Source organism: Serratia sp. TSA_198.1, assembly GCF_052686505.1.
Genome location: NZ_JBQZFP010000008.1, coordinates 16,746 through 36,189, shown reverse-complemented (window position 1 = coordinate 36,189; position 19,444 = coordinate 16,746). Strand labels below are relative to the sequence as shown.

Here is a 19,444-nt window from a genome sequence, read left to right as displayed (position 1 = left end):
AGCTAACAAAAAATAGCGGCTAATCATAGCTCACCATAGCTCCTTTGAGAATGCCGATGTGTTTTCATCCACCTGGCGCGGCACATTTTCCAGCTTCCAGTGTGCTATAGCCCAGCTCAATAATAACGACAGGTCAAGATCTTGCCAGCTTTCCGGTAGCGGTTGACGCAGAAATTTCAGCGCGGCGATCAGCACCGGGCGAGGATCGCCTTCGGGCAGCGCGGGTGCATGATTTTGCTTCGACAACTTGATGCCGTTTGCGCCCAGCGCCAGTGGCAAATGCACATAAGCGGGGACCGGCGCCTGCAACTGATGATACAGCGCAATCTGGCGCACCGTCGGTTCAATCAGATCGGCGCCGCGCACGATTTCGGTCACACCCTGGAAATGGTCGTCAACCACCACTGCCAAATTATAGGCAAACAACCCATCGCGTCGGCGAATGATAAAATCTTCCCTCGCCAGAGCCGGATCGGCCCGCAACTCGCCTTGCAGGCGATCGTGAAAGGCGTAAACCGGTGTGGATTGACGTAAACGGATAGCGGCGCCCTGCGGACCAAGATGCAAATCACGGCAGTGGCCGTCATACAAACCGCCAATTTGCTGGATACGACTGCGGGTGCAATTGCAGAAATAGCTAAGCCCCTGTTGTTGCAGCTGATCCAGGGTTGCGCGGTAGGCTTCGTGACGTTGGGATTGATAGATGACCTGGCCGTCCCAGAGGAGACCATAGTGTTCCAGTGCGGATAAGATACGGGCGGCCGCACCGGCGACTTCGCGCGGAGGGTCAATATCTTCAATGCGAACCAGCCACTGCCCGCGTTGGGCACGAGCCTGGAGGTAGCTTCCCAGAGCGGCAATCAGCGAGCCGAAATGCAGATCCCCGGAAGGCGATGGGGCAAAGCGCCCCACATAATGACTTTCTTGCATATCAGAGGGGAAAGGTTCCCTTTTCTCTGTGTGGCGCACGTTGGAGCGTGCACCACAGCGGTAACATACTCGTTATGCTTGAAACTGCATCTGTGTTGGCTGCGCTTGCTTACCCGAATCACTTACCGAAGTAAGCTCATCGGGATGCGCAATCTTGCCGCCTTGATGCAGCTCCAATCATTTAGAGTAGCGGTATTAGCCGGCCATCTGCTTTTCGCGGATTTCTGCCAGGGTCTTGCAGTCGATGCACAAATCGGCAGTCGGACGCGCTTCAAGGCGACGAATACCGATCTCCACGCCGCAGGAGTCGCAGTAGCCGAAATCTTCGTCTTCCACTTTCTTCAGCGTTTTCTCGATCTTTTTGATCAGTTTGCGTTCACGGTCACGGTTACGCAGTTCAAGGCTGAACTCTTCTTCCTGCGCGGCACGGTCTACCGGATCCGGGAAGTTGGCCGCTTCGTCTTGCATATGCGATACAGTACGGTCCACTTCGTCCCTGAGCTGGTTGCGCCACGCTTCAAGAATAAGCTTGAAATGCTTCAACTGGGCGACGTTCATGTACTCTTCGCCCGGCTTCTCTTGGTACGGCTCCACCCCAGCGATGGCGAGAATGCTCAAGGACGAGGTTTTACGGGTTTGCCCTTCTTGCATGTTGCTTCTCCTACATACACACGCACTATCGAATCCCCAATGCGGGGGAAAAACAGGCCGCTATAAATAACAGATGGAAGGTAGGTTGGCAATTATTCCTGTCGCCTGCTTGACAATGCTGTGAAGGAAGGCGTATTTGGCGACGCGATGACCGGTTGTTGAATTATTGGTGCCCGGTGCCGCTAATCGATAAAAAACGGTAACTTATCGCAGAGAGATATACCGTCAGGTGATAATTTAGCCCCATAACAAACGACTTCTACTCCCAACTGCCGAACCTGTGCCAACAGTGCCGCATAACGCTCATCTATATGATGTGCCGGTGCGACCTGTTCAATACCGCTATGTAACACAGCAAAAAACAAAACCGCCCGCTGCCCGCTTTCAACCACGCCGAGCAACTCACGCAGATGCTTTTGTCCTCTGAGCGTTACCGCATCAGGGAAGTAACCACGTTGTTGTTGCAGTAATGTGACTGACTTAACTTCAATATAGCAGTTAACCCTGTTTTCTGCCTGTAATAACAAATCGATACGGCTGTTTTCACTGCCATATCTTACTTCGCCGCTGATTTTACTGTAACCGGATAATTCATTGATTAAATTCTGTTCGATGGCTTCGCGCACCAATCCGTTGGCGCGAAGGGTGTTGACGCAGATCCAATCCCCCTGTTGGGTGTGCGTCAACTCCCAGCTGTGGGCATATTTGCGCTTGGCGTTATCCGAAGTGGAATACCAAAGGGTATCGCCTGGGGTGGCGCAGCCGGTCATGGCACCCGTGTTGGCGCAGTGCAGGGTAAATGTTTCGCCTTCCGGGGTAATCGCGTCGGCCAGAAAGCGCTTGTAGCGTTTAATCAGCGTGGCGGAACGTAGCGGTGGGGTGAAAATCATGGGGTATCCTGATGGGCTAAAGGCCATTGTTCCAGCGGGTGATAACGCGTGCGACCGTTCTCAAATACCGACTGGTACAGGGTGAAGGAGTCGGCGCTGAAGGTCCAGCCCGGCGTTGCGGGCGGCACGGCTACCGGTTGCGTGGCAGAGCGCAGCAGGGTGATGTGCGGATGAAACGGCATCGGGCTTTGGTAGCAGCCGCTGCGGGCCGCCTGCGATCGCAACAGCTCCGCCAGTTGCAACGCCCCTCGCGGTGCGCGGCGGGTGCCAAGCCATACCACGCCAGGGCGTGGCCAGTGGCCAAGATCGTCCAGTATCATGCTGAAGCCGGGTTGGATAATGCGGCCGGCCAGCTTTTTCAGCGCGGTTTCCTTTTGCGCGCTGACATCACCGAGAAACGCCAGCGTCAGATGCAGGTTGGCTGCGGCGACTGGCCGACCGGCTTCGGGCGTGAAAGCTTCGGCGCGCCAGCGAATCACCTGTTGCTGCAGTGCATCCGGTAAGGTCAGGGCGAAAAACAGGCGGCGCGAACTGGACATAGATACCCGGCAAATGAATGAAACGCAGAGTCTAATGCTACAATGTGCGCCGCCCAATGTTAACCACTACGGAGAGTTCTGTGTCTTCACTGCCCGTCAGTGCGGTTCTTGATGAATTGCTCACTGCGCTGCAATCCGCCCCGCAGGTGTTGCTGCACGCGCCAACCGGCGCCGGTAAATCGACCTGGTTACCGCTGCAAATCCTGGCTAAAGCCGGCCTGCCGGGCCGCATCATCATGCTGGAGCCGCGCCGGCTGGCGGCGAAAAACGTGGCGTATCGGTTGGCACAACAGTTGGGGGAAGAACCGGGCCAGACCGTGGGTTACCGCATGCGCGCCGAAAGCAAAAGCGGGCCGCATACCCGGCTGGAGGTGGTGACCGAAGGCATTCTCACTCGCATGTTGCAGCAGGACGCCGAGTTGCAGGGCGTCTCGCTGCTGATCCTCGATGAATTCCATGAACGCAGCCTGCAGGCCGATCTGGCGTTGGCGCTGTTGCTGGACGTGCAACAGGGGCTGCGTGAGGATCTCAAACTGCTGATTATGTCGGCGACGCTGGATAACGCCCGCATGACGCAGTTGCTGCCGCAAGCGCCGGTGGTGGTGTCCGAGGGGCGCAGCTTCCCGGTTGAACGCCAATATCAGCCATTGGCCAGCCATCAACGGCTGGAGGATGGCGTGGCGGCGGCGGTGAAACGCCTTCTGTCCGAACAGCGCGGATCGCTGCTGTTGTTCCTGCCCGGCGTGGCGGAAATCAACCGGGTGCTGGAGCGGCTGAACGGTGAGGTGGCGGCCGATACCGACCTGTGCCCGCTGTATGGCGCATTGCCGCTGGCGCAGCAGCAAAAAGCGCTTCAACCGTCGCCGGCCGGGCGTCGCAAGGTGGTGCTGGCGACCAACATCGCCGAAACCAGCCTGACCATCGAAGGCATTCGGTTGGTGGTGGACAGCGGGCTGGAGCGCGTGGCGCGTTATGACGTGCGTAACGGCCTGACGCGGCTGGTGACGCAGCGCATCAGCCAGGCGTCGATGATCCAGCGCGCCGGCCGTGCCGGGCGTCTGGAGCCCGGTATTTGCTGGCACCTGTTTGCCAAAGAGCAGGCGGAGCGGGCAGCGGAACATGCCGAACCGGAAATCCTGCAAAGCGATCTCGCCGGCTTCTGGCTGGAGCTGTTGCAGTGGGGTTGCCATGACGTTGGGCAATTGACCTGGCTCGATCGGCCGCCGGAGACGGCGCTGGCGGCGGCAAGAAAGCTGCTGCAACACCTTGGCGCTACCGACGACGGCGGCAAATTAACCGCACGGGGCCGGCAGATGGCTATGCTGGGTTGTGAACCGCGATTGGCGGCGATGCTGACCCAGGGTGCAGAGCAGGGGACGGATGGATTGGCGACCGCTGCGGCGTTGGCTGCGCTGCTGGAGGAACCGCCACGCAATGGGCAGATGGATATCGGCTACTGGCTGAGCCGCCCACAGCCAAACTGGCAGCGCCGTGCTGCCCAGTTAGCGCGGCGTTTGCAGCCGCGAAGCGGGCAGATTGATGCAGATTTGGCGCCGAGCCTGCTGGCGTTGGCGTTTACCGACCGCATCGCCCAGCGGCGCGGTCAGGATGGCCGTTATCTGCTGGCCAACGGCATGGGGGCGGCGATGAATCAGGATGAGGCGCTGTCGCGTGCGCCGTGGCTGATCGCGCCAAGCCTGCTGCAGGGCCACAACAGCCCCGATGCGCGCATTCTGCTGGCGCTGCCGGTGGAGATTGATGCGCTGGCGGCGCAACTGCCGGCGATCGTTTCCCAGCAAACCGCGGTGGAGTGGGATGAAGAAAAGGGCACGCTGCGCGCCTGGAAACGCCAGCAGATTGGCCGTCTGACGCTGCGGGCGCAGCCGTTGGCCAAACCGGCCGATGAAGAATTGCAACTGGCGCTGCTCAACTGGGTACGCGCCCAGGGTATCGCGGTGCTCAACTGGGATACCGCCGCCGAACAGCTGCGTCTGCGTTTGCAGTGTGCGCAAAATTGGCTGCCGGAGGCTGCCTGGCCAGCGGTCGATGATGAGTCGCTGCTGGAGAGGCTGGAGCAATGGCTGCTGCCCTCCCTGAATGGCGTACGCGATATGCGCGGGTTGAAGCAGGTCAATATCGCCGAGGCCCTTGCGCGCCTGCTGGACTGGCAGCAAAAGCAGCGGCTGGATAATGCGCTGCCCACTCATTACACTGTGCCGACCGGCAGCCGTTTGCCGATTCGCTATGATGCCGGCAAACCGCCGGCGCTGGCGGTGCGTTTACAGGAAGTGTTCGGTGAACAGCGCAGCCCAATGCTGGCCGAGGGTCGCATCCCGGTGGTGCTTGAGTTACTCTCACCGGCACACCGGCCGCTGCAAATCACCGGCGATCTGGCGGCGTTTTGGCAAGGTGCCTACCGGGAAGTGCAGAAAGAGATGAAAGGGCGCTACCCGAAACACGTGTGGCCGGATGATCCGGCGAATACCGCCCCCACGCGGCGCACGAAAAAATATCAGTAACCCCCGTCATACTTGACGCCGCATCTGTGTTGGCTGTGCTCACTTACCCGAATCACTTACTAGAGTAAGCTCATCGGGATAAGCTCTCTTGCCACCTTGATGCAACGCCAATTATTTAGGGGGGAGAATTCAGATGTTTCTTCTGTTCAGCGGCCTGGCGTCGGGACAGATTAAGCGACTAATAATGGCCGGCAGTGCCGCCAAGTCTGGAGAATGACAGCAATGGCTGGGGATGACCGCGAGCCCATCGGGCGCAAAGGGAAACAACCAAAACGCACCGCGTCGGGCAAACCGCCGCGCCGTCGCCGAGACGACGATTATGACGATTACGAGGAAGACGAGCAGCAAGATGACGATGATGAATATGAAGACGAGGAGGAAAGCGTGCCGCGTAAGGTAAAAGCGACTCCGCCGCGTAAAAAACGCCGTTGGCTTGGCCTGCTTATCAAACTGATTCTGGTGGTCGCGGTGCTGTTGGCGATCTACGGCGTGTACCTGGATTCCCAGATCCGCAGTCGCATTGACGGCAAGGTCTGGCAGTTGCCGGCCGCGGTTTATGGCCGCATGGTCAACCTGGAACCGGGCATGCCGTACAGCAAGAAGGAAATGGTCGATCTGCTGGAAGGTATGCAATACCGCCAGGTTAGCCGCATGACCCGGCCGGGCGAGTTCACCGTGCAGGCCAACAGCATCGAGATGCTGCGCCGTCCGTTTGACTTCCCGGATGGCAAAGAGGGGCAAATCCACGCCCGTCTGGATTTCCAGAACAACCGTCTGGCGAAAATCGAAAACATGGAGAACCAGCGTAACTTCGGGTTCTTCCGCCTCGATCCGCGCCTGATCACCATGTTGCAGTCACCGAACGGTGAACAGCGGCTGTTCGTGCCGCGCGCCGGTTTCCCGGACCTGCTGGTGGATACGCTGATTGCCACCGAAGACCGCCATTTCTACGAGCATGACGGCATCAGCCCTTACTCCATCGGCCGTGCGATGCTGGCGAACCTGACCGCCGGGCGTGCAGTGCAGGGCGGCAGTACCCTGACGCAGCAATTGGTGAAGAACCTGTTCCTGACCAACGAACGCTCGCTATGGCGTAAAGTCAACGAAGCCTACATGGCGCTGTTGGTGGATTACCGTTACAGCAAGGACCGTATTCTTGAGCTGTATCTGAACGAGGTGTACCTCGGCCAGAGCGGCAGCGACCAGATCCGCGGCTTCCCGTTGGCCAGCCTGTATTACTTCGGCCGCCCGGTGGATGAACTGAGTCTGGATCAGCAAGCATTGCTGGTGGGGATGGTGAAAGGCGCGTCCTTGTATAACCCGTGGCGCAACCCGACGCTGGCGCTGGAGCGCCGCAATCTGGTGCTCAAGCTGTTGCAAAATCAGGGGGTTATCGATGCCGAGCTGTACAACATGCTCAGCGCGCGGCCGCTGGGCGTGCAGCCGAAGGGCGGGGTGATCACGCCGCAGCCGGCGTTTATGCAGATGGTGCGTCAGGAACTGCAGGCCAAACTGGGCGACAAGGTGAACGACCTGTCCGGGGTGAAAATCTTCACCACGCTGGATCCGGTATCTCAGGATGCGGCGGAAAAAGCGGTCGAAGACGGCATTCCGGCGCTGCGTGCCGCCCGCCATCTTAACGATCTGGAAGCGGCGATGGTGATTGTCGATCGCTTCAGCGGTGAGGTGCGTGCCATGGTTGGTGGTGCCAATCCGCAGTTCGCCGGTTTTAACCGCGCGATGCAGGCACGCCGCCTGGTCGGGTCGCTGGCCAAACCGCCAACCTACTTGACCGCGCTTTCCGAGCCGGACAAATACCGCCTGAATACCTGGCTGGCGGACCAGCCGCTGTCGCTGAAACAGCCGAATGGCAGCGTGTGGCAGCCGAACAACTACGACCGCAAATTCCGTGGACAGGTGATGCTGGTGGATGGCCTGGCCTTCTCGCTCAACGTGCCGACGGTGAATTTGGGCATGGCGGTCGGGCTGGATCAAATCAGCGCTACCTTGCAGCGCCTGGGTATTCCGAAAGCGGAAATCAATCCGGTGCCTTCGATGCTGCTGGGGGCGATTGGCCTGACGCCGATGGAAGTGGCGCAGGAATACCAAACCATCGCCAGCGGCGGTAACCGTGCGCCGCTGTCTGCGGTGCGTTCGGTGATTGCGGAAGACGGTTCGGTGCTGTACCAGAGCTTCCCGCAAGCGGAACGCATGGTGCCGGCTCAGGCCGCTTACCTGACGCTGTACGCCATGCAGCAGGGCGTAGCGCGCGGGACCTCCCGTTCTCTGTCGGTGAAGTTCCCCAACTACAACCTGGCGGCGAAAACCGGTACCACCAACGATCTGCGCGACAGCTGGTTTGCCGGTATCGACGGTAAAGAAGTGGCTATCGCCTGGGTTGGCCGTGATAACAACGGTCCGGCCAAGCTGACCGGTGCCAACGGTGCGCTGACTCTCTATCGTCGCTATCTGGAAAACCAGACGCCGCTGCCGCTGATGCTGCAGGCGCCGGAAGGCATCAACCAGATTGGCATCGACTCCGCCGGTAACTTTGTCTGTGGCGAGGGCGGGCGCAGCATCCCGGTGTGGACCGATAATCCGCAAGGGCTGTGTCAGGCGAGCCAGGCCGCTCAGCAGCAACAACAGCAGCAACAGCCGGCGGGTGAGCAAAAAGACGCTGACGGCGTCGCCGGCTGGATCAAGGATATGTTCGGCCAGGGCCAGTAAGTTGGCGAGCGGTTACTCCCCGTTGCCGAAAGGTTTTTTGTTGCAGGCCCGTAACTTCGGTTGCGGGCTTTTTTATTTTCCGCGCAGTTTATTTCCATCAGGTTAATACGGTTAAACGGTTAATCCCCCACCTGTTTATTGGCTGAATTCGACTTGCAGTTTAATTTGGCTTCTGCATAAAATGCGTCGCTTATAATAATTATTATCGTTTACATTCGTTATCAAATAATTCATCAGAGAAACCACCTATGCTGACCAAGCGTCCATTCTCACCGCAGGCCATGAAGGGCCGTTCTCCCGTTAGTGGGTTGGCGATCACTATCGCTGCCGCGCTGGGTACGCTGGCGATGCCGGCATTTTCCGCTGAAGCCAATCCGGTAGCCAAAGAAGATACCCTTACCGTGGTGGGCAGCAGCCAGCCGCAACAGGAAAGCGCCTGGGGGCCGGTCGGCACCTACGTGGCCAAACACAGCGCCACCGGTACCAAAACCGATACGCCGATTGAAAAGAACCCGCAGTCGGTTTCCGTGGTCACGCGTGAAGAGATGGATATGCGCCAGCCGGATACGGTGAAAGGCGCGCTGGCTTATGCGCCAGGGGTTTATGCCAGCCGTGGCAGTTCCACCACCTATGATTCGGTGGCCATTCGCGGTTTCCCGGCGGTGAATACCAACCAGTATCTGGATGGCCTGCGTCTGCAGGGCGACAACTATAGCGAAGCTTCGGTCGATCCTTATTTCCTCGAGCGAGCGGAACTGCTGCGCGGCCCGGTATCGGTGCTGTACGGCAAGAGCAGCCCGGGTGGGCTAGTGGCGATGGTCAGCAAGCGGCCAACCACCGAACCGCTGCACGAAATCCAATTTAAAATGGGCACCGACAATCTGTTCCAGACCGGCTTTGACTTCAGCGATGCGCTGGATGATAACGGCGTCTATTCCTACCGTCTGACCGGCCTGGCGAAAGACAGCGATGCGCAGCAGAACATGGCGAAAGAGAAGCGCTATGCAATTGCGCCGTCATTCAGTTGGCGGCCGGATGACAAGACCAACTTTACGCTGTTGGCCAATATCCAAAACGATCCCTATACCGGTTTCTACGGCTGGCTGCCGAAGCAGGGTACGCTGATCCCGCTGCCGGACGGCAGCAAGCTGCCAACCAGTTTCAACGACGGTGAAGCAAGCAATTACTTTGCGCGCAAGCAGCGCATGATCGGCTATAGCTTCGAACATGCGTTCAACGACACCTGGGCGGTGCGCCAGAACCTGCGTTATATGCAGTTGGAAAGCGACATGAAGAGCATCTATGGCAGCGGCGTTAGCGCGACGGCCCCGACCACGCTGAACCGCGCCTATGTGCAGTCGAAGGAGCACCTGAACAGCTTCTCGGTGGATACCCAGGCGCAGGCCAGGCTGAAAACCGGCTATGTCGACCACACCCTGCTGTTTGGCGTCGACTATTCGCGCATGCGCAATGACATCAACTCCGGCTTCGGTTCTGCCGACAGCCTGAGCATGACCGATCCGCAATACGGCAACGACGCCACCACCGTGACTTTCCCGTATAACTACCTGAACCGTCAGGAACAGACGGGGTTGTACGTGCAGGAGCAGGGCGAATGGAACCAATGGTTGCTGACGCTGGGCGGCCGTTATGACTGGGCCAAAACCTCGGCCAATAACCGCATCGATAACTATACCAACGAACGCTCGGACGGCCAGTTCACCTGGCGTGGCGGTCTGAACTATCTGTTTGATAACGGCATCACGCCGTATTTCAGCTACAGCGAGTCATTTGAACCGACGTTGGATACCTCCGCTAACGGGCAGACGTTTATCCCGTCGATTGGCAAGCAGTACGAGGCCGGCGTGAAATACGTGCCGAAAGATCGTCCTATTGTCCTGACCGGTGCGCTGTACCAACTGACCAAAAACAACAACCTGACGCCGGATCCGGATAACGCACAGTTCAGCGTCCAGAGCGGTGAGATCCGCTCGCGCGGCGTAGAGCTGGAGGCCAAGGCGGCGTTGAACGCCAACGTCAACCTGATCGCTTCCTACACCTACACCGACGCGAAATACACCAAGGACAACACTTATCAGGGCAAGCCAACCACCGAGATCCCTAAACATATGGCGTCGCTGTGGGCGGACTACACCTTCCACGAAACGGCCGTCAGCGGTCTGACCCTGGGTTCCGGCGTGCGTTATGTGGGGTCCAGCTCATCCTTCAACAGTGACAACAGCACCTTCAAAGTACCGGATTACACGTTGGTGGATGCGACCATCAAATACGATCTGGCGCGTTTTGGCCTGCCGGGCTCGTCAGTAGGCGTCAATATCAACAACCTGTTTGATAAGACTTACGTTTCAAGTTGTTATCGCGACTACGCCTGCTATTGGGGCGCAGAACGTCAGGTGGTCGCCACCGCAACCTTCCGCTTCTAACCGGATAATCGGGGCGGCGGATCGTCGCTCCGAACAGAGTAGGGCCTATGCAGGATAAACACCTCGATCACGACGCCACTTTCGCGTTAGACAACGTCAGCTTTGCCGTTCCCGGCCGTGTGCTGTTGCAACCGCTGTCGCTGACCTTTCCCCAGGGCAAAGTCTGCGGGCTGATCGGTCACAATGGTTCCGGCAAATCCACATTGCTGAAAATTCTTGGCCGCCATCAGAGCCCTACCGCCGGCAGCGCGCAGCTTAACCGACGCCCGCTGGCGCAATGGGACAGCAAAGCCTTCGCGCGTCAGGTCGCCTATCTGCCCCAGCAACTGCCCGCAGCAGAAGGCATGACGGTACGCGAGCTGGTGGCGATCGGCCGCTATCCGTGGCACGGCGCGCTGGGCCGCTTTGGCGTGAACGATCGCGAACAGGTGGAAGAAGCGATAGCGCTGGTTGGCCTGAAGCCCTTCGCCAACCGTCTGGTGGACAGCCTGTCCGGCGGCGAGCGCCAACGCGCCTGGCTGGCGATGATGGTGGCGCAGGACAGCCGCTGCCTGCTGTTGGACGAGCCGACCTCTGCGCTGGATATTGCGCACCAGGTTGAGGTGTTGGCGCTGATTCAACGCCTGAGCCATGAACGTGGCCTGACGGTGATTGCAGTGCTGCACGACATCAACATGGCGGCGCGCTACTGCGACCATCTGGTGGCGTTGCGCGGTGGCGAGATGATTGCGCAAGGTGCCCCGCTGGAACTGATGCAAGGGCCGGTGCTGGAGCAAATTTATGGTATTCCAATGGGCACGCTGGCGCATCCGAGCGGCGGTGCGCCGGTGAGTTTTGTCTACTGATGCCTGCTTCCTCTGATTTTCAACACGATCCCGTACGTCGCCGTTTGCTGACCGCCATGGCGTTGTCGCCGCTGCTGTTCTCTCTACCGGGGCGCGCGACGATGACCCCGCCCGATCTTACGCGCATCGTGGCACTGGAATGGCTACCTATTGAGCTGCTGCTGGCGCTGGGCGTTACGCCGCTGGCGGTGGCGGATATCCATAATTACAACCTGTGGGTGGAAGAGCCGAAAATGCCTGCGTCGGTTATCGACGTGGGCCAACGCACCGAGCCGAATCTGGAGTTGCTGCAACAATTGCAGCCTTCGTTGATGCTGCTGTCAAAGGGGTATGGCCCTACGCCGCAAAAACTGGCTCCAATAGCGCCGACGATGAGTTTTGGCTTCAACGACGGCAGCGGAAAACCACTGACGGTGGGCCGGAATTCGTTGCAGCAATTGGCGCAGCGGCTGGGGCTTGAGGCACGCGCTGAACAGCATCTGATGCAGTTCGACCGGTTCATTCAGGATGCACGCCAGCGTCTGCATTCTTACACCAGACAGCCGCTGTTGTTGTTCTCCTTGCTGGATACGCGGCATGTGCTGATTATCGGCCAGAAAAGTCTGTTCCAGGAGGTGATGGATCAGCTTGGCATCCACAATGCCTGGGAAGGGGAAACCAACTTCTGGGGCACGGCGGTCGTTGGCATTGAACGCCTGACTACGGTGAAAAATGCGCGGGCGATTTATCTCGACCACGGTAATCAGGCGATGATGGAAAAGGTCAGCTCGACGCCGTTGTGGCAGGCTTTGCCCTTTGTGCGTCAGAACCAATTGCGGCAGGTGCCGGCGGTCTGGTTCTACGGTGCGACGCTGTCGGCGATGCGTTTTTGCCATCTGCTGGAGCAGACGCAGGAGAGCTATTCATGAGCGCGCGCATCCGGGTATTGCCGCTGACGCTGATCCTGCTATTGCTGGCGGCGTCGGGCGGCTTGACGATCTACAACCTGTTGCAACAGTTGCCTTGGGCGTTGTGGGCGCAGGCGCTGAGCGCGCCGAATCACGACGATGTGCGTCAGATGCTGTTCCATTACAGCCTGCTGCCGCGGCTGTCGGTCTCCCTGTTGGCCGGTGCCGGTCTGGGGCTGGTCGGCGTGCTGTTCCAGCAGGTGTTGCGCAATCCGTTGGCGGAGCCGGCGACGCTGGGCGTATCCGCCGGTGCGCAGCTCGGGTTGACCATCGCCACTTTGTGGATGCTGCCGGGCGGCGAGATAACCCGGCAACTGGCGGCAATGGCCGGGGCGATCCTGGTCGGCGGGCTGGTGTTCGGCGTGGCCTGGGGCAAACGCATGTCGCCGGTGACGCTGATTCTGGCCGGCCTGGTGTTGGGATTATACTGTGGGGCGGTCAACAGCCTGTTGGCGCTGTTTAATTACGATCAACTGCAGGGGTTGTTCCTGTGGAGCACCGGTGCGTTGAACCAGCAGGACTGGAGCACTGCGCAATTTATCCTGCCGCGCCTGGTGGTGGCCGGGCTATTGGCGGTGCTGTTGCTGCGCCCGCTGACGTTGCTGGGGTTGGACGACGGCGTGGCGCGCAATTTGGGGCTGGGGCTGTCGATGGCGCGTTTTTGCGCGCTGGCGGTGGCGATTATCTTCAGTGCGATGCTGGTGAATGCAGTGGGTGTCATCGGCTTTATTGGGCTGTTTGCACCGCTGATGGCGAAGATGCTGGGGGCGCGCCGGCTGGCGCACCGCATGATCTTGGCGCCGCTGCTGGGCGCTTTGCTGCTGTGGCTGACCGATCAGGTGATGATCTGGCTGACGCAGATCTGGCGTGAAATTCCGACTGGGGCGGCGACCGCGTTGTTTGGCGCTCCGCTGTTGCTGTGGCTGTTGCCGCGCCTGCGTAGCGCCGCCACGCCGCCGCCGATGAACCTGGGCGACAAGGTACCGGCCGAACGCGGCCATCTGTTGGCCTGGGTGACGCTGGCGGGGGTTGTGCTGCTGGTTGGCATCGCCGTGGCGCTGATGTTCGGGCAGAACGCCACTGGCTGGCACTGGAGCTACGGCGCAGAACTGGAGTCATTGATGCCGTGGCGTTGGCCGCGGGTGCTGTCCGCGTTGGCGGCGGGGATGATGCTGGCCGTGGCCGGCACCTTAATCCAGAAGTTGACCGGCAACCCGATGTCCAGCCCGGAAGTGCTGGGGATCAGCTCCGGCGCGGCCTTTGGCGTGGTGGTGATGTTGTTCATCGTACCGGGCGATGCCTTCGGCTGGCTGCTGCCTGCAGGCAGCCTGGGGGCGGCGGCGACGTTGCTGGTGATTATGGTCGCCGCCGGTCGCGGCGGTTTTTCTACCGAACGCATGCTGTTGGCCGGCATTGCGCTCAGCACGGCGTTTACCACCACCATTTTCCTGTTGCTGGCCAGCGGCGATCCGCGCATGGGCGGGCTGCTGACCTGGATTTCCGGCTCGACCTATTCGGTGACGTCGGAGCAGGCGATTCGTACCGCAGTCATTGCGGCAACGCTGATAGTGCTGGCGCCGCTGTGCCGCCGTTGGCTGACCATTCTGCCGCTGGGCAGCGCGACCGCCCGCTCGGTGGGCATTGCGCTGACGCCGGTGCGGGTGGCGATTCTCCTGCTGGCCGCCACGCTGACCGCCATGGCGACCTTGACCGTGGGGCCGCTGAGCTTTATCGGCCTGATGGCACCGCATATGGCGCGCATGCTGGGCTTCCGCCGCGCATTACCGCAGATGGTGATTGCCGCGCTGCTGGGTGGCCTGCTGATGGTATTCGCCGACTGGTGCGGCCGGATGGTGATGTTCCCGTATCAAATCCCCGCCGGGCTGCTGGCGACCTTTATCGGCGCGCCGTATTTCGTTTATCTGCTGCGTAAACAAACTTCGTAGCCGTCATCGCAACGCCCGTTTCTGCCATCAAAGGCTCAGCATTGCTGGGCCTTTGTCTTTTCTGTTTTCAGTGGGTTGTAACGTTTTGCGCAAGGTTGCGCAGAAACGAAATTTAGCGCAGAAAGGGCCGCCAAAACCTGGGGAGAGACGCATATACTGCGCGCGGGTGCTCTGGCTCTCTGCCGAGAACCAAGGAAAGGAGCCCATTACACTCAAATCACCTTGGTGTACTATGTACCTCAACATGGAGAGGATAAAAACAAAAACGGCAAGCCTTGGCTTGCCGTTTTTCATGATAATGCGCAGGCTTATTTCAGGCCGGCGGCATCGCGCAGCAATTCTGCTTTGTCGGTCGCTTCCCAAGGGAAGTGCTCACGACCGAAGTGGCCGTAGGCTGCGGTTTCGCGGTAGATCGGTTGCAGCAGGTCCATCATCTGGATCAGGCCGTATGGGCGCAGATCGAAGAACTCGCGCACCAGCAGGGTCAACTGTTCGGTAGGCACTTTCTCGGTACCGAAGGTTTCCACCATGATGGAGGTTGGCTCTGCCACGCCGATGGCGTAGGAAACCTGGATCTCGCAGCGGTCGGCCAGGCCGGCAGCAACGATGTTTTTCGCCACGTAGCGCGCCGCGTATGCCGCTGAGCGGTCAACTTTGGACGGGTCCTTACCGGAGAATGCACCGCCGCCGTGACGGGCCATGCCACCGTAGGTATCCACGATGATTTTACGCCCGGTCAGGCCGCAGTCGCCCATTGGGCCACCGATAACGAAACGGCCTGTCGGGTTGATGTGGTATTTGGTGCTCGCGCTCAGCCATTCGGTAGGCAGAACCGGCTTGATGATCTCTTCCATCACCGCTTCTTGCAGGTCTTTCAGAGAGATATCTTCGGAATGCTGAGTGGACAACACCACTGCGTCGATGCCGACGATTTTGCCGTCGTCATACTGGAAAGTGACCTGGCTTTTTGCGTCCGGACGCAACCACGGCAAGGTACCGTTTTTACGGACTTCGGCCTGGCGTTGTACCAGACGGTGCGCGTAAGTCACCGGCGCAGGCATCAGCACTTCGGTTTCGTTGGTGGCATAGCCAAACATCAGGCCCTGGTCGCCGGCACCCTGTTCCAGCGGATCGGTACGGTCAACGCCCTGATTGATATCCGGGGATTGCTTGCCGATAGCGCTCAGCACGGCACAGGAGTTGGCGTCAAAACCCATATCCGAATGAACATAACCGATTTCACGTACGGTTTTACGGGTGATTTCTTCGATATCTACCCAAGCGCTGGTGGTGATTTCGCCACCGACCAGCACCATGCCGGTTTTCACGTAGGTTTCGCAAGCTACGCGCGCCTTCGGATCCTGTTCCAGGATGGCGTCGAGAACGGCATCGGAGATCTGGTCGGCAATTTTATCGGGATGCCCTTCGGATACGGACTCGGACGTGAATAGGTGTTTAGCCATTGTATTCTTTACCTTGCATAAGACGGGTTAGAAATTACTGCACAGCGCTGGAGATCCGGCATCGAAGCGAAGGGTCTTCCGCTGATGGCGCGAGATACATCCTGCAACGCCCCTCAGGCAAAGCCGTTAAGCAGTTTCTTAGTTATGCCGGTCGTCTTTCAAGCTGTCGCGTTGTTACCTGCGCTCGCTCACCTGGCGGCAACTTGAAATTCATAGGGCACAAATCAGTATAGATGGATTAACATCTGGACGTCTATTTTAGGTCAGGCTTTAGCCGGATTGCCAGTATTTTTTTGCCGTTTCGCTCTTTTGTGTAAAGCCCTCGGCGCCATTTTCATCGCTTGAAACAGTTTCCGGCGAATTTTCATTTTGCATTTTCCCCAGGTTATCGGTATAAACTGCGCGCGCGGCTCATTTGGTGCACAGTGCGGAGCAAAAGTGGCAAGCTCCCGCTCATGGCCTTAACGGTCAGCCGCAGACGCTGACAGTTGGCGTCGCCGCTTCATAGAACGGTCACGTTCTTACACTATTAATAGAGGCTCAGTCGTTCATTCCGGGCGACGTGCGTGGAGGTGGTTGGATTAATGATCCGTTGTCTACCGGTTGTTGGTTCTCAACAGCAGTGCCGTTCTGGCGCACATTCTTCTGCTATTTCCCGTCTTGTCTCTACTCCACCTTCCAGGTGTGATAAACACTTGGGCGCTACTCAGGATTCTCGGGCCGGTTAACGGTCGTCTGAAGAACTGAACAAGGGTAGCCTGCAGCCTTCCTGTGGGATGTTTCTTGACCCGATTCACGAGGTTTGAACAGGGTGTCTTACAATTATATGAGTGATAAACCGATCGCTGACCGCGAACGGCAGTTTTATTCGCTGCCGCAAGGGCGGTTTGTTGGGTTGTTCTCGCGGGTTGTAGCTGCGATAGTGGCTGACTGTATCGTCAGTACGGGATGTGAGGCGAGTAATGTCTGATGATCTGTTGATTCACCGTCCGCCAGCCGCGGGCGAACCTATATCTTTACGCTCCATGCAGGAGGTTGCCATGAATGACCGTGATGCCAGCAAGATGCTGCGCACTTATAACGTCGCCTACTGGGGCAACAATTATTATGACGTCAATGAACTGGGCCACATCAGCGTGTGCCCGGATCCGGACGTCCCTCAGGCGCGTGTCGATCTGGCTGAACTGGTGAAAGAGCGTCGCAAAGACGGCCAGCGTCTGCCGGCGCTGTTCTGCTTCCCGCAGATCCTTCAGCACCGCCTGCGTTCGATTAACGCGGCGTTCAAACGCGCGCGCGAGTCATTCGGCTATGAAGGCGGTTATTTCCTGGTTTACCCGATCAAGGTCAACCAGCACCGCCGCGTGATCGAATCCCTGGTCAATTCCGGCGAACCCTTGGGGCTGGAAGCCGGCTCCAAAGCCGAACTGATGGCGGTGCTGGCGCATGCCGGCATGACCCGTTCGGTCATCGTTTGTAACGGCTATAAAGACCGCGAATATATTCGTCTGGCACTGATCGGCGAAAAACTGGGGCACAAAGTGTACCTGGTGATCGAGAAGATGTCCGAGATCAACATGGTGCTGGAAGAAGCCGAGCGTCTGAACGTGGTACCGCGTCTGGGCGTGCGTGCGCGTTTGGCGTCTCAGGGCTCCGGCAAATGGCAATCGAGCGGCGGCGAGAAGTCCAAGTTCGGTCTGGCGGCCATTCAGGTCCTGAAACTGGTGGAAACCCTGCGTGAAGCGGGCCGCCTCGACAGCCTGCAACTGCTGCATTTCCATCTGGGCTCGCAACTGGCCAATATTCGCGACATCGCCACCGGCGTGCGTGAATCGGCGCGCTTCTACGTTGAATTGCACAAGCTGGGCGTTAACATCCAGTGCTTCGACGTGGGCGGCGGTTTGGGCGTGGATTATGAAGGCACCCGTTCGCAATCCGACTGTTCGGTGAATTACGGCCTGAACGAATACGCCAACAACGTGATTTGGGGTATCGGCGACGCCTGTAATGAGCACGGCCTGCCGCACCCGACGGTGATCACCGAATCCGGCCGCGCGGTCACCGCTCACCATACGGTGCTGGTGTCCAACGTGATCGGCGTTGAACGCAACGAGTTCAGCGATCCTTTGCCGCCGGCGGAAGATGCGCCGCGTGCGCTGGAAAGCATGTGGGAAACCTGGCAGGAAATGAACGAGCCGGAGAACCGCCGCTCGTTGCGCGAATGGCTGCACGACAGCCAAATGGATCTGCACGACGTTCACACCCAGTACGCTCACGGCATGCTGGATCTGACCAAGCGCGCCTGGGCCGAGCAGCTGTATCTGAACATCTGCAACAAGATCCAGCAGCAGCTTGATCCAAGCAACCGTGCGCACCGTCCGATCATCGACGAACTGCAAGAGCGTATGGCAGACAAGTTCTACGTCAACTTCTCGCTGTTCCAGTCCATGCCGGACGCCTGGGGTATCGATCAACTGTTCCCGGTGCTGCCGCTGGAAGGGCTGGATAAGCCGCCGGAAGGCCGCGCGGTGCTGCTGGACATCACCTGTGACTCCGACGGTACTATCGATCACTACATCGACGGCGACGGCGTGGCGACCACTATGCCAATGCCGCCGTACGATCCGGAAAACCCGCCGGCGCTGGGCTTCTTTATGGTGGGTGCCTACCAGGAAATCCTCGGCAACATGCACAACCTGTTCGGTGATACCGCCTCGGTTGACGTGTTCGTCTTCCCGGACGGTACGGTAGAAACCGAGTTGTCCGACGAAGGCGACACCGTTGCCGACATGCTGGAATACGTGCAGCTCGATCCGATCGCGCTGCTGGCCAAATTCCGCGATCAGGTGAAAGAAACCGATCTGGACGATGAATTGCAGGCGCAGTTCGTAGAAGAGTTCGAAGCCGGTTTGTATGGTTATACTTATCTGGAAGACGAGTAAGTCATAGACCTGTCGGTTTTCAGATTGCCGCCTGTTTGGCGGTAGTCTGAAGTGAATGACCGGATGAAATAATAAATGGGTGCATTTAGCACCCATTTATCTTCTATACTGGCCATTAACGCGGCCTCCACTTCTAAAGTATCAGCTTTGATGAACACCCTCGGCCTTCATAGCCAGAATCTGCATTTCCACCAGAAATGGTGAGTATTTCCTTTGTTGTTAGCTCTCTCATAACGCTTATTTCCTTTCAAGACGTTGATAAAGATAATCCACTGTGATCATAGATACAGGGACATAGATGAGAATGATTTCTAAGGTAATATCATTCAGTGAATCAATTTGAGAACAAAGATAGCCCAGAGGAATAATTAATAAAAAAGTCATAACCTCTAGCGTTACATAAAGCTTTTTATTTTTAATTGTCCGTTTGTGACGTGTTGGCATGATGTTAAACATCGGGTTTATTTATCTCGCTTTTATCTTTATATGTAAGCTCTAATTGTTATTCGTACTGTTAACTTGTCTGGTTTAAATTTATTTTCAAAGTGAGTTTCTTCTTGGGTTTAATATGACAATCACTAAGTCCGTGTATTATTAATAGTAT

General features: G+C 58.1%; 14 protein-coding genes. 8 read left to right on the top strand and 6 right to left on the bottom strand.

Annotated features, from left to right (window positions below; translation table 11 throughout):
• Nucleotides 1-30: 30 nt before the first annotated feature.
• The 4 genes from gluQRS to thpR form a co-directional block, all read right to left on the bottom strand.
• A complete protein-coding gene (gluQRS, locus tag ACUTSW_RS22765; RefSeq protein WP_445585440.1) occupies nt 31-930 on the bottom strand; it encodes a tRNA glutamyl-Q(34) synthetase GluQRS in 900 nt (299 codons plus the stop codon).
• A gap of 195 nt (nt 931-1,125) precedes the next feature.
• Nucleotides 1,126-1,581 (bottom strand): RNA polymerase-binding protein DksA, encoded by a 456-nt coding sequence (gene dksA, locus ACUTSW_RS22760; protein ID WP_004947862.1) that lies wholly within the window; start codon nt 1,579-1,581, stop codon nt 1,126-1,128.
• A 182-nt stretch (nt 1,582-1,763) separates the two neighbouring features.
• Entirely contained in the window at nt 1,764-2,471 is a 708-nt protein-coding gene (gene sfsA / locus ACUTSW_RS22755; RefSeq protein WP_063200511.1) for a DNA/RNA nuclease SfsA, read from the bottom strand.
• The gene (thpR, locus tag ACUTSW_RS22750) at nt 2,468-3,010 is read right to left on the bottom strand and encodes an RNA 2',3'-cyclic phosphodiesterase (RefSeq protein ID WP_062868587.1); all 543 of its coding nucleotides are present in this window, start codon (nt 3,008-3,010) and stop codon (nt 2,468-2,470) included. Before thpR ends, sfsA begins: the two co-directional genes overlap by 4 nt.
• Before the next feature lie 80 nt (nt 3,011-3,090).
• Between thpR and hrpB the strand changes: the two genes are divergently transcribed.
• The 6 genes from hrpB to fhuB all read left to right on the top strand — a co-directional run bounded on the left by hrpB (nt 3,091) and on the right by fhuB (nt 14,438).
• Nucleotides 3,091-5,529 carry an ATP-dependent helicase HrpB gene (gene hrpB, locus ACUTSW_RS22745; RefSeq protein WP_445585439.1) on the top strand — a complete coding sequence of 813 codons (2,439 nt, stop codon included), beginning with the start codon at nt 3,091-3,093 and terminating at the stop codon, nt 5,527-5,529.
• Between the two features lie 222 nt (nt 5,530-5,751).
• Nucleotides 5,752-8,256, top strand: coding sequence for a bifunctional glycosyl transferase/transpeptidase (mrcB, locus tag ACUTSW_RS22740; protein WP_445585438.1), 2,505 nt, complete (start codon nt 5,752-5,754; stop codon nt 8,254-8,256).
• A gap of 248 nt (nt 8,257-8,504) precedes the next feature.
• Nucleotides 8,505-10,700 carry a ferrichrome porin FhuA gene (gene fhuA, locus ACUTSW_RS22735; RefSeq protein WP_445585437.1) on the top strand — a complete coding sequence of 732 codons (2,196 nt, stop codon included), beginning with the start codon at nt 8,505-8,507 and terminating at the stop codon, nt 10,698-10,700.
• A gap of 47 nt (nt 10,701-10,747) precedes the next feature.
• Nucleotides 10,748-11,545, top strand: a complete 798-nt coding sequence (fhuC, locus tag ACUTSW_RS22730; RefSeq protein WP_434461387.1) for a Fe3+-hydroxamate ABC transporter ATP-binding protein FhuC — start codon at nt 10,748-10,750, stop codon at nt 11,543-11,545.
• Complete coding sequence (gene fhuD / locus ACUTSW_RS22725; RefSeq protein ID WP_445585436.1) at nt 11,545-12,453, top strand: Fe(3+)-hydroxamate ABC transporter substrate-binding protein FhuD; 909 nt, start codon at nt 11,545-11,547, stop codon at nt 12,451-12,453. Before fhuC ends, fhuD begins: the two co-directional genes overlap by 1 nt.
• Entirely contained in the window at nt 12,450-14,438 is a 1,989-nt protein-coding gene (gene fhuB / locus ACUTSW_RS22720; protein WP_445585435.1) for a Fe(3+)-hydroxamate ABC transporter permease FhuB, read from the top strand. The genes fhuD and fhuB overlap by 4 nt, the downstream gene beginning before the upstream one ends.
• Before the next feature lie 27 nt (nt 14,439-14,465).
• On the opposite strand, the gene ACUTSW_RS22715 is transcribed toward fhuB, so the two are convergent.
• Nucleotides 14,466-14,732 (bottom strand): hypothetical protein, encoded by a 267-nt coding sequence (locus ACUTSW_RS22715; protein ID WP_445585434.1) that lies wholly within the window; start codon nt 14,730-14,732, stop codon nt 14,466-14,468.
• 14 nt (nt 14,733-14,746) lie between these two features.
• Entirely contained in the window at nt 14,747-15,901 is a 1,155-nt protein-coding gene (gene metK, locus ACUTSW_RS22710; protein WP_004947833.1) for a methionine adenosyltransferase, read from the bottom strand.
• A gap of 826 nt (nt 15,902-16,727) precedes the next feature.
• Here metK and ACUTSW_RS22705 point away from each other — a divergent pair.
• A complete protein-coding gene (locus ACUTSW_RS22705; protein ID WP_006327842.1) occupies nt 16,728-16,871 on the top strand; it encodes a virulence promoting factor in 144 nt (47 codons plus the stop codon).
• Complete coding sequence (gene speA, locus ACUTSW_RS22700; RefSeq protein WP_004947831.1) at nt 16,864-18,840, top strand: biosynthetic arginine decarboxylase; 1,977 nt, start codon at nt 16,864-16,866, stop codon at nt 18,838-18,840. Before ACUTSW_RS22705 ends, speA begins: the two co-directional genes overlap by 8 nt.
• Nucleotides 18,841-19,444: the final 604 nt, after the last annotated feature.

Coding starts and splice junctions, on each gene's coding strand:
- gluQRS (WP_445585440.1), bottom strand. CDS start 930: ATGCAAGAAAGTCATTATGTGGGGCGCTTTGCCCCATCGCCTTCCGGG.
- dksA (WP_004947862.1), bottom strand. CDS start 1,581: ATGCAAGAAGGGCAAACCCGTAAAACCTCGTCCTTGAGCATTCTCGCC.
- sfsA (WP_063200511.1), bottom strand. CDS start 2,471: ATGATTTTCACCCCACCGCTACGTTCCGCCACGCTGATTAAACGCTAC.
- thpR (WP_062868587.1), bottom strand. CDS start 3,010: ATGTCCAGTTCGCGCCGCCTGTTTTTCGCCCTGACCTTACCGGATGCA.
- mrcB (WP_445585438.1), top strand. CDS start 5,752: ATGGCTGGGGATGACCGCGAGCCCATCGGGCGCAAAGGGAAACAACCA.
- fhuA (WP_445585437.1), top strand. CDS start 8,505: ATGCTGACCAAGCGTCCATTCTCACCGCAGGCCATGAAGGGCCGTTCT.
- fhuC (WP_434461387.1), top strand. CDS start 10,748: ATGCAGGATAAACACCTCGATCACGACGCCACTTTCGCGTTAGACAAC.
- fhuD (WP_445585436.1), top strand. CDS start 11,545: ATGCCTGCTTCCTCTGATTTTCAACACGATCCCGTACGTCGCCGTTTG.
- fhuB (WP_445585435.1), top strand. CDS start 12,450: ATGAGCGCGCGCATCCGGGTATTGCCGCTGACGCTGATCCTGCTATTG.
- ACUTSW_RS22715 (WP_445585434.1), bottom strand. CDS start 14,732: ATGAAAAACGGCAAGCCAAGGCTTGCCGTTTTTGTTTTTATCCTCTCC.
- metK (WP_004947833.1), bottom strand. CDS start 15,901: ATGGCTAAACACCTATTCACGTCCGAGTCCGTATCCGAAGGGCATCCC.
- ACUTSW_RS22705 (WP_006327842.1), top strand. CDS start 16,728: ATGAGTGATAAACCGATCGCTGACCGCGAACGGCAGTTTTATTCGCTG.
- speA (WP_004947831.1), top strand. CDS start 16,864: ATGTCTGATGATCTGTTGATTCACCGTCCGCCAGCCGCGGGCGAACCT.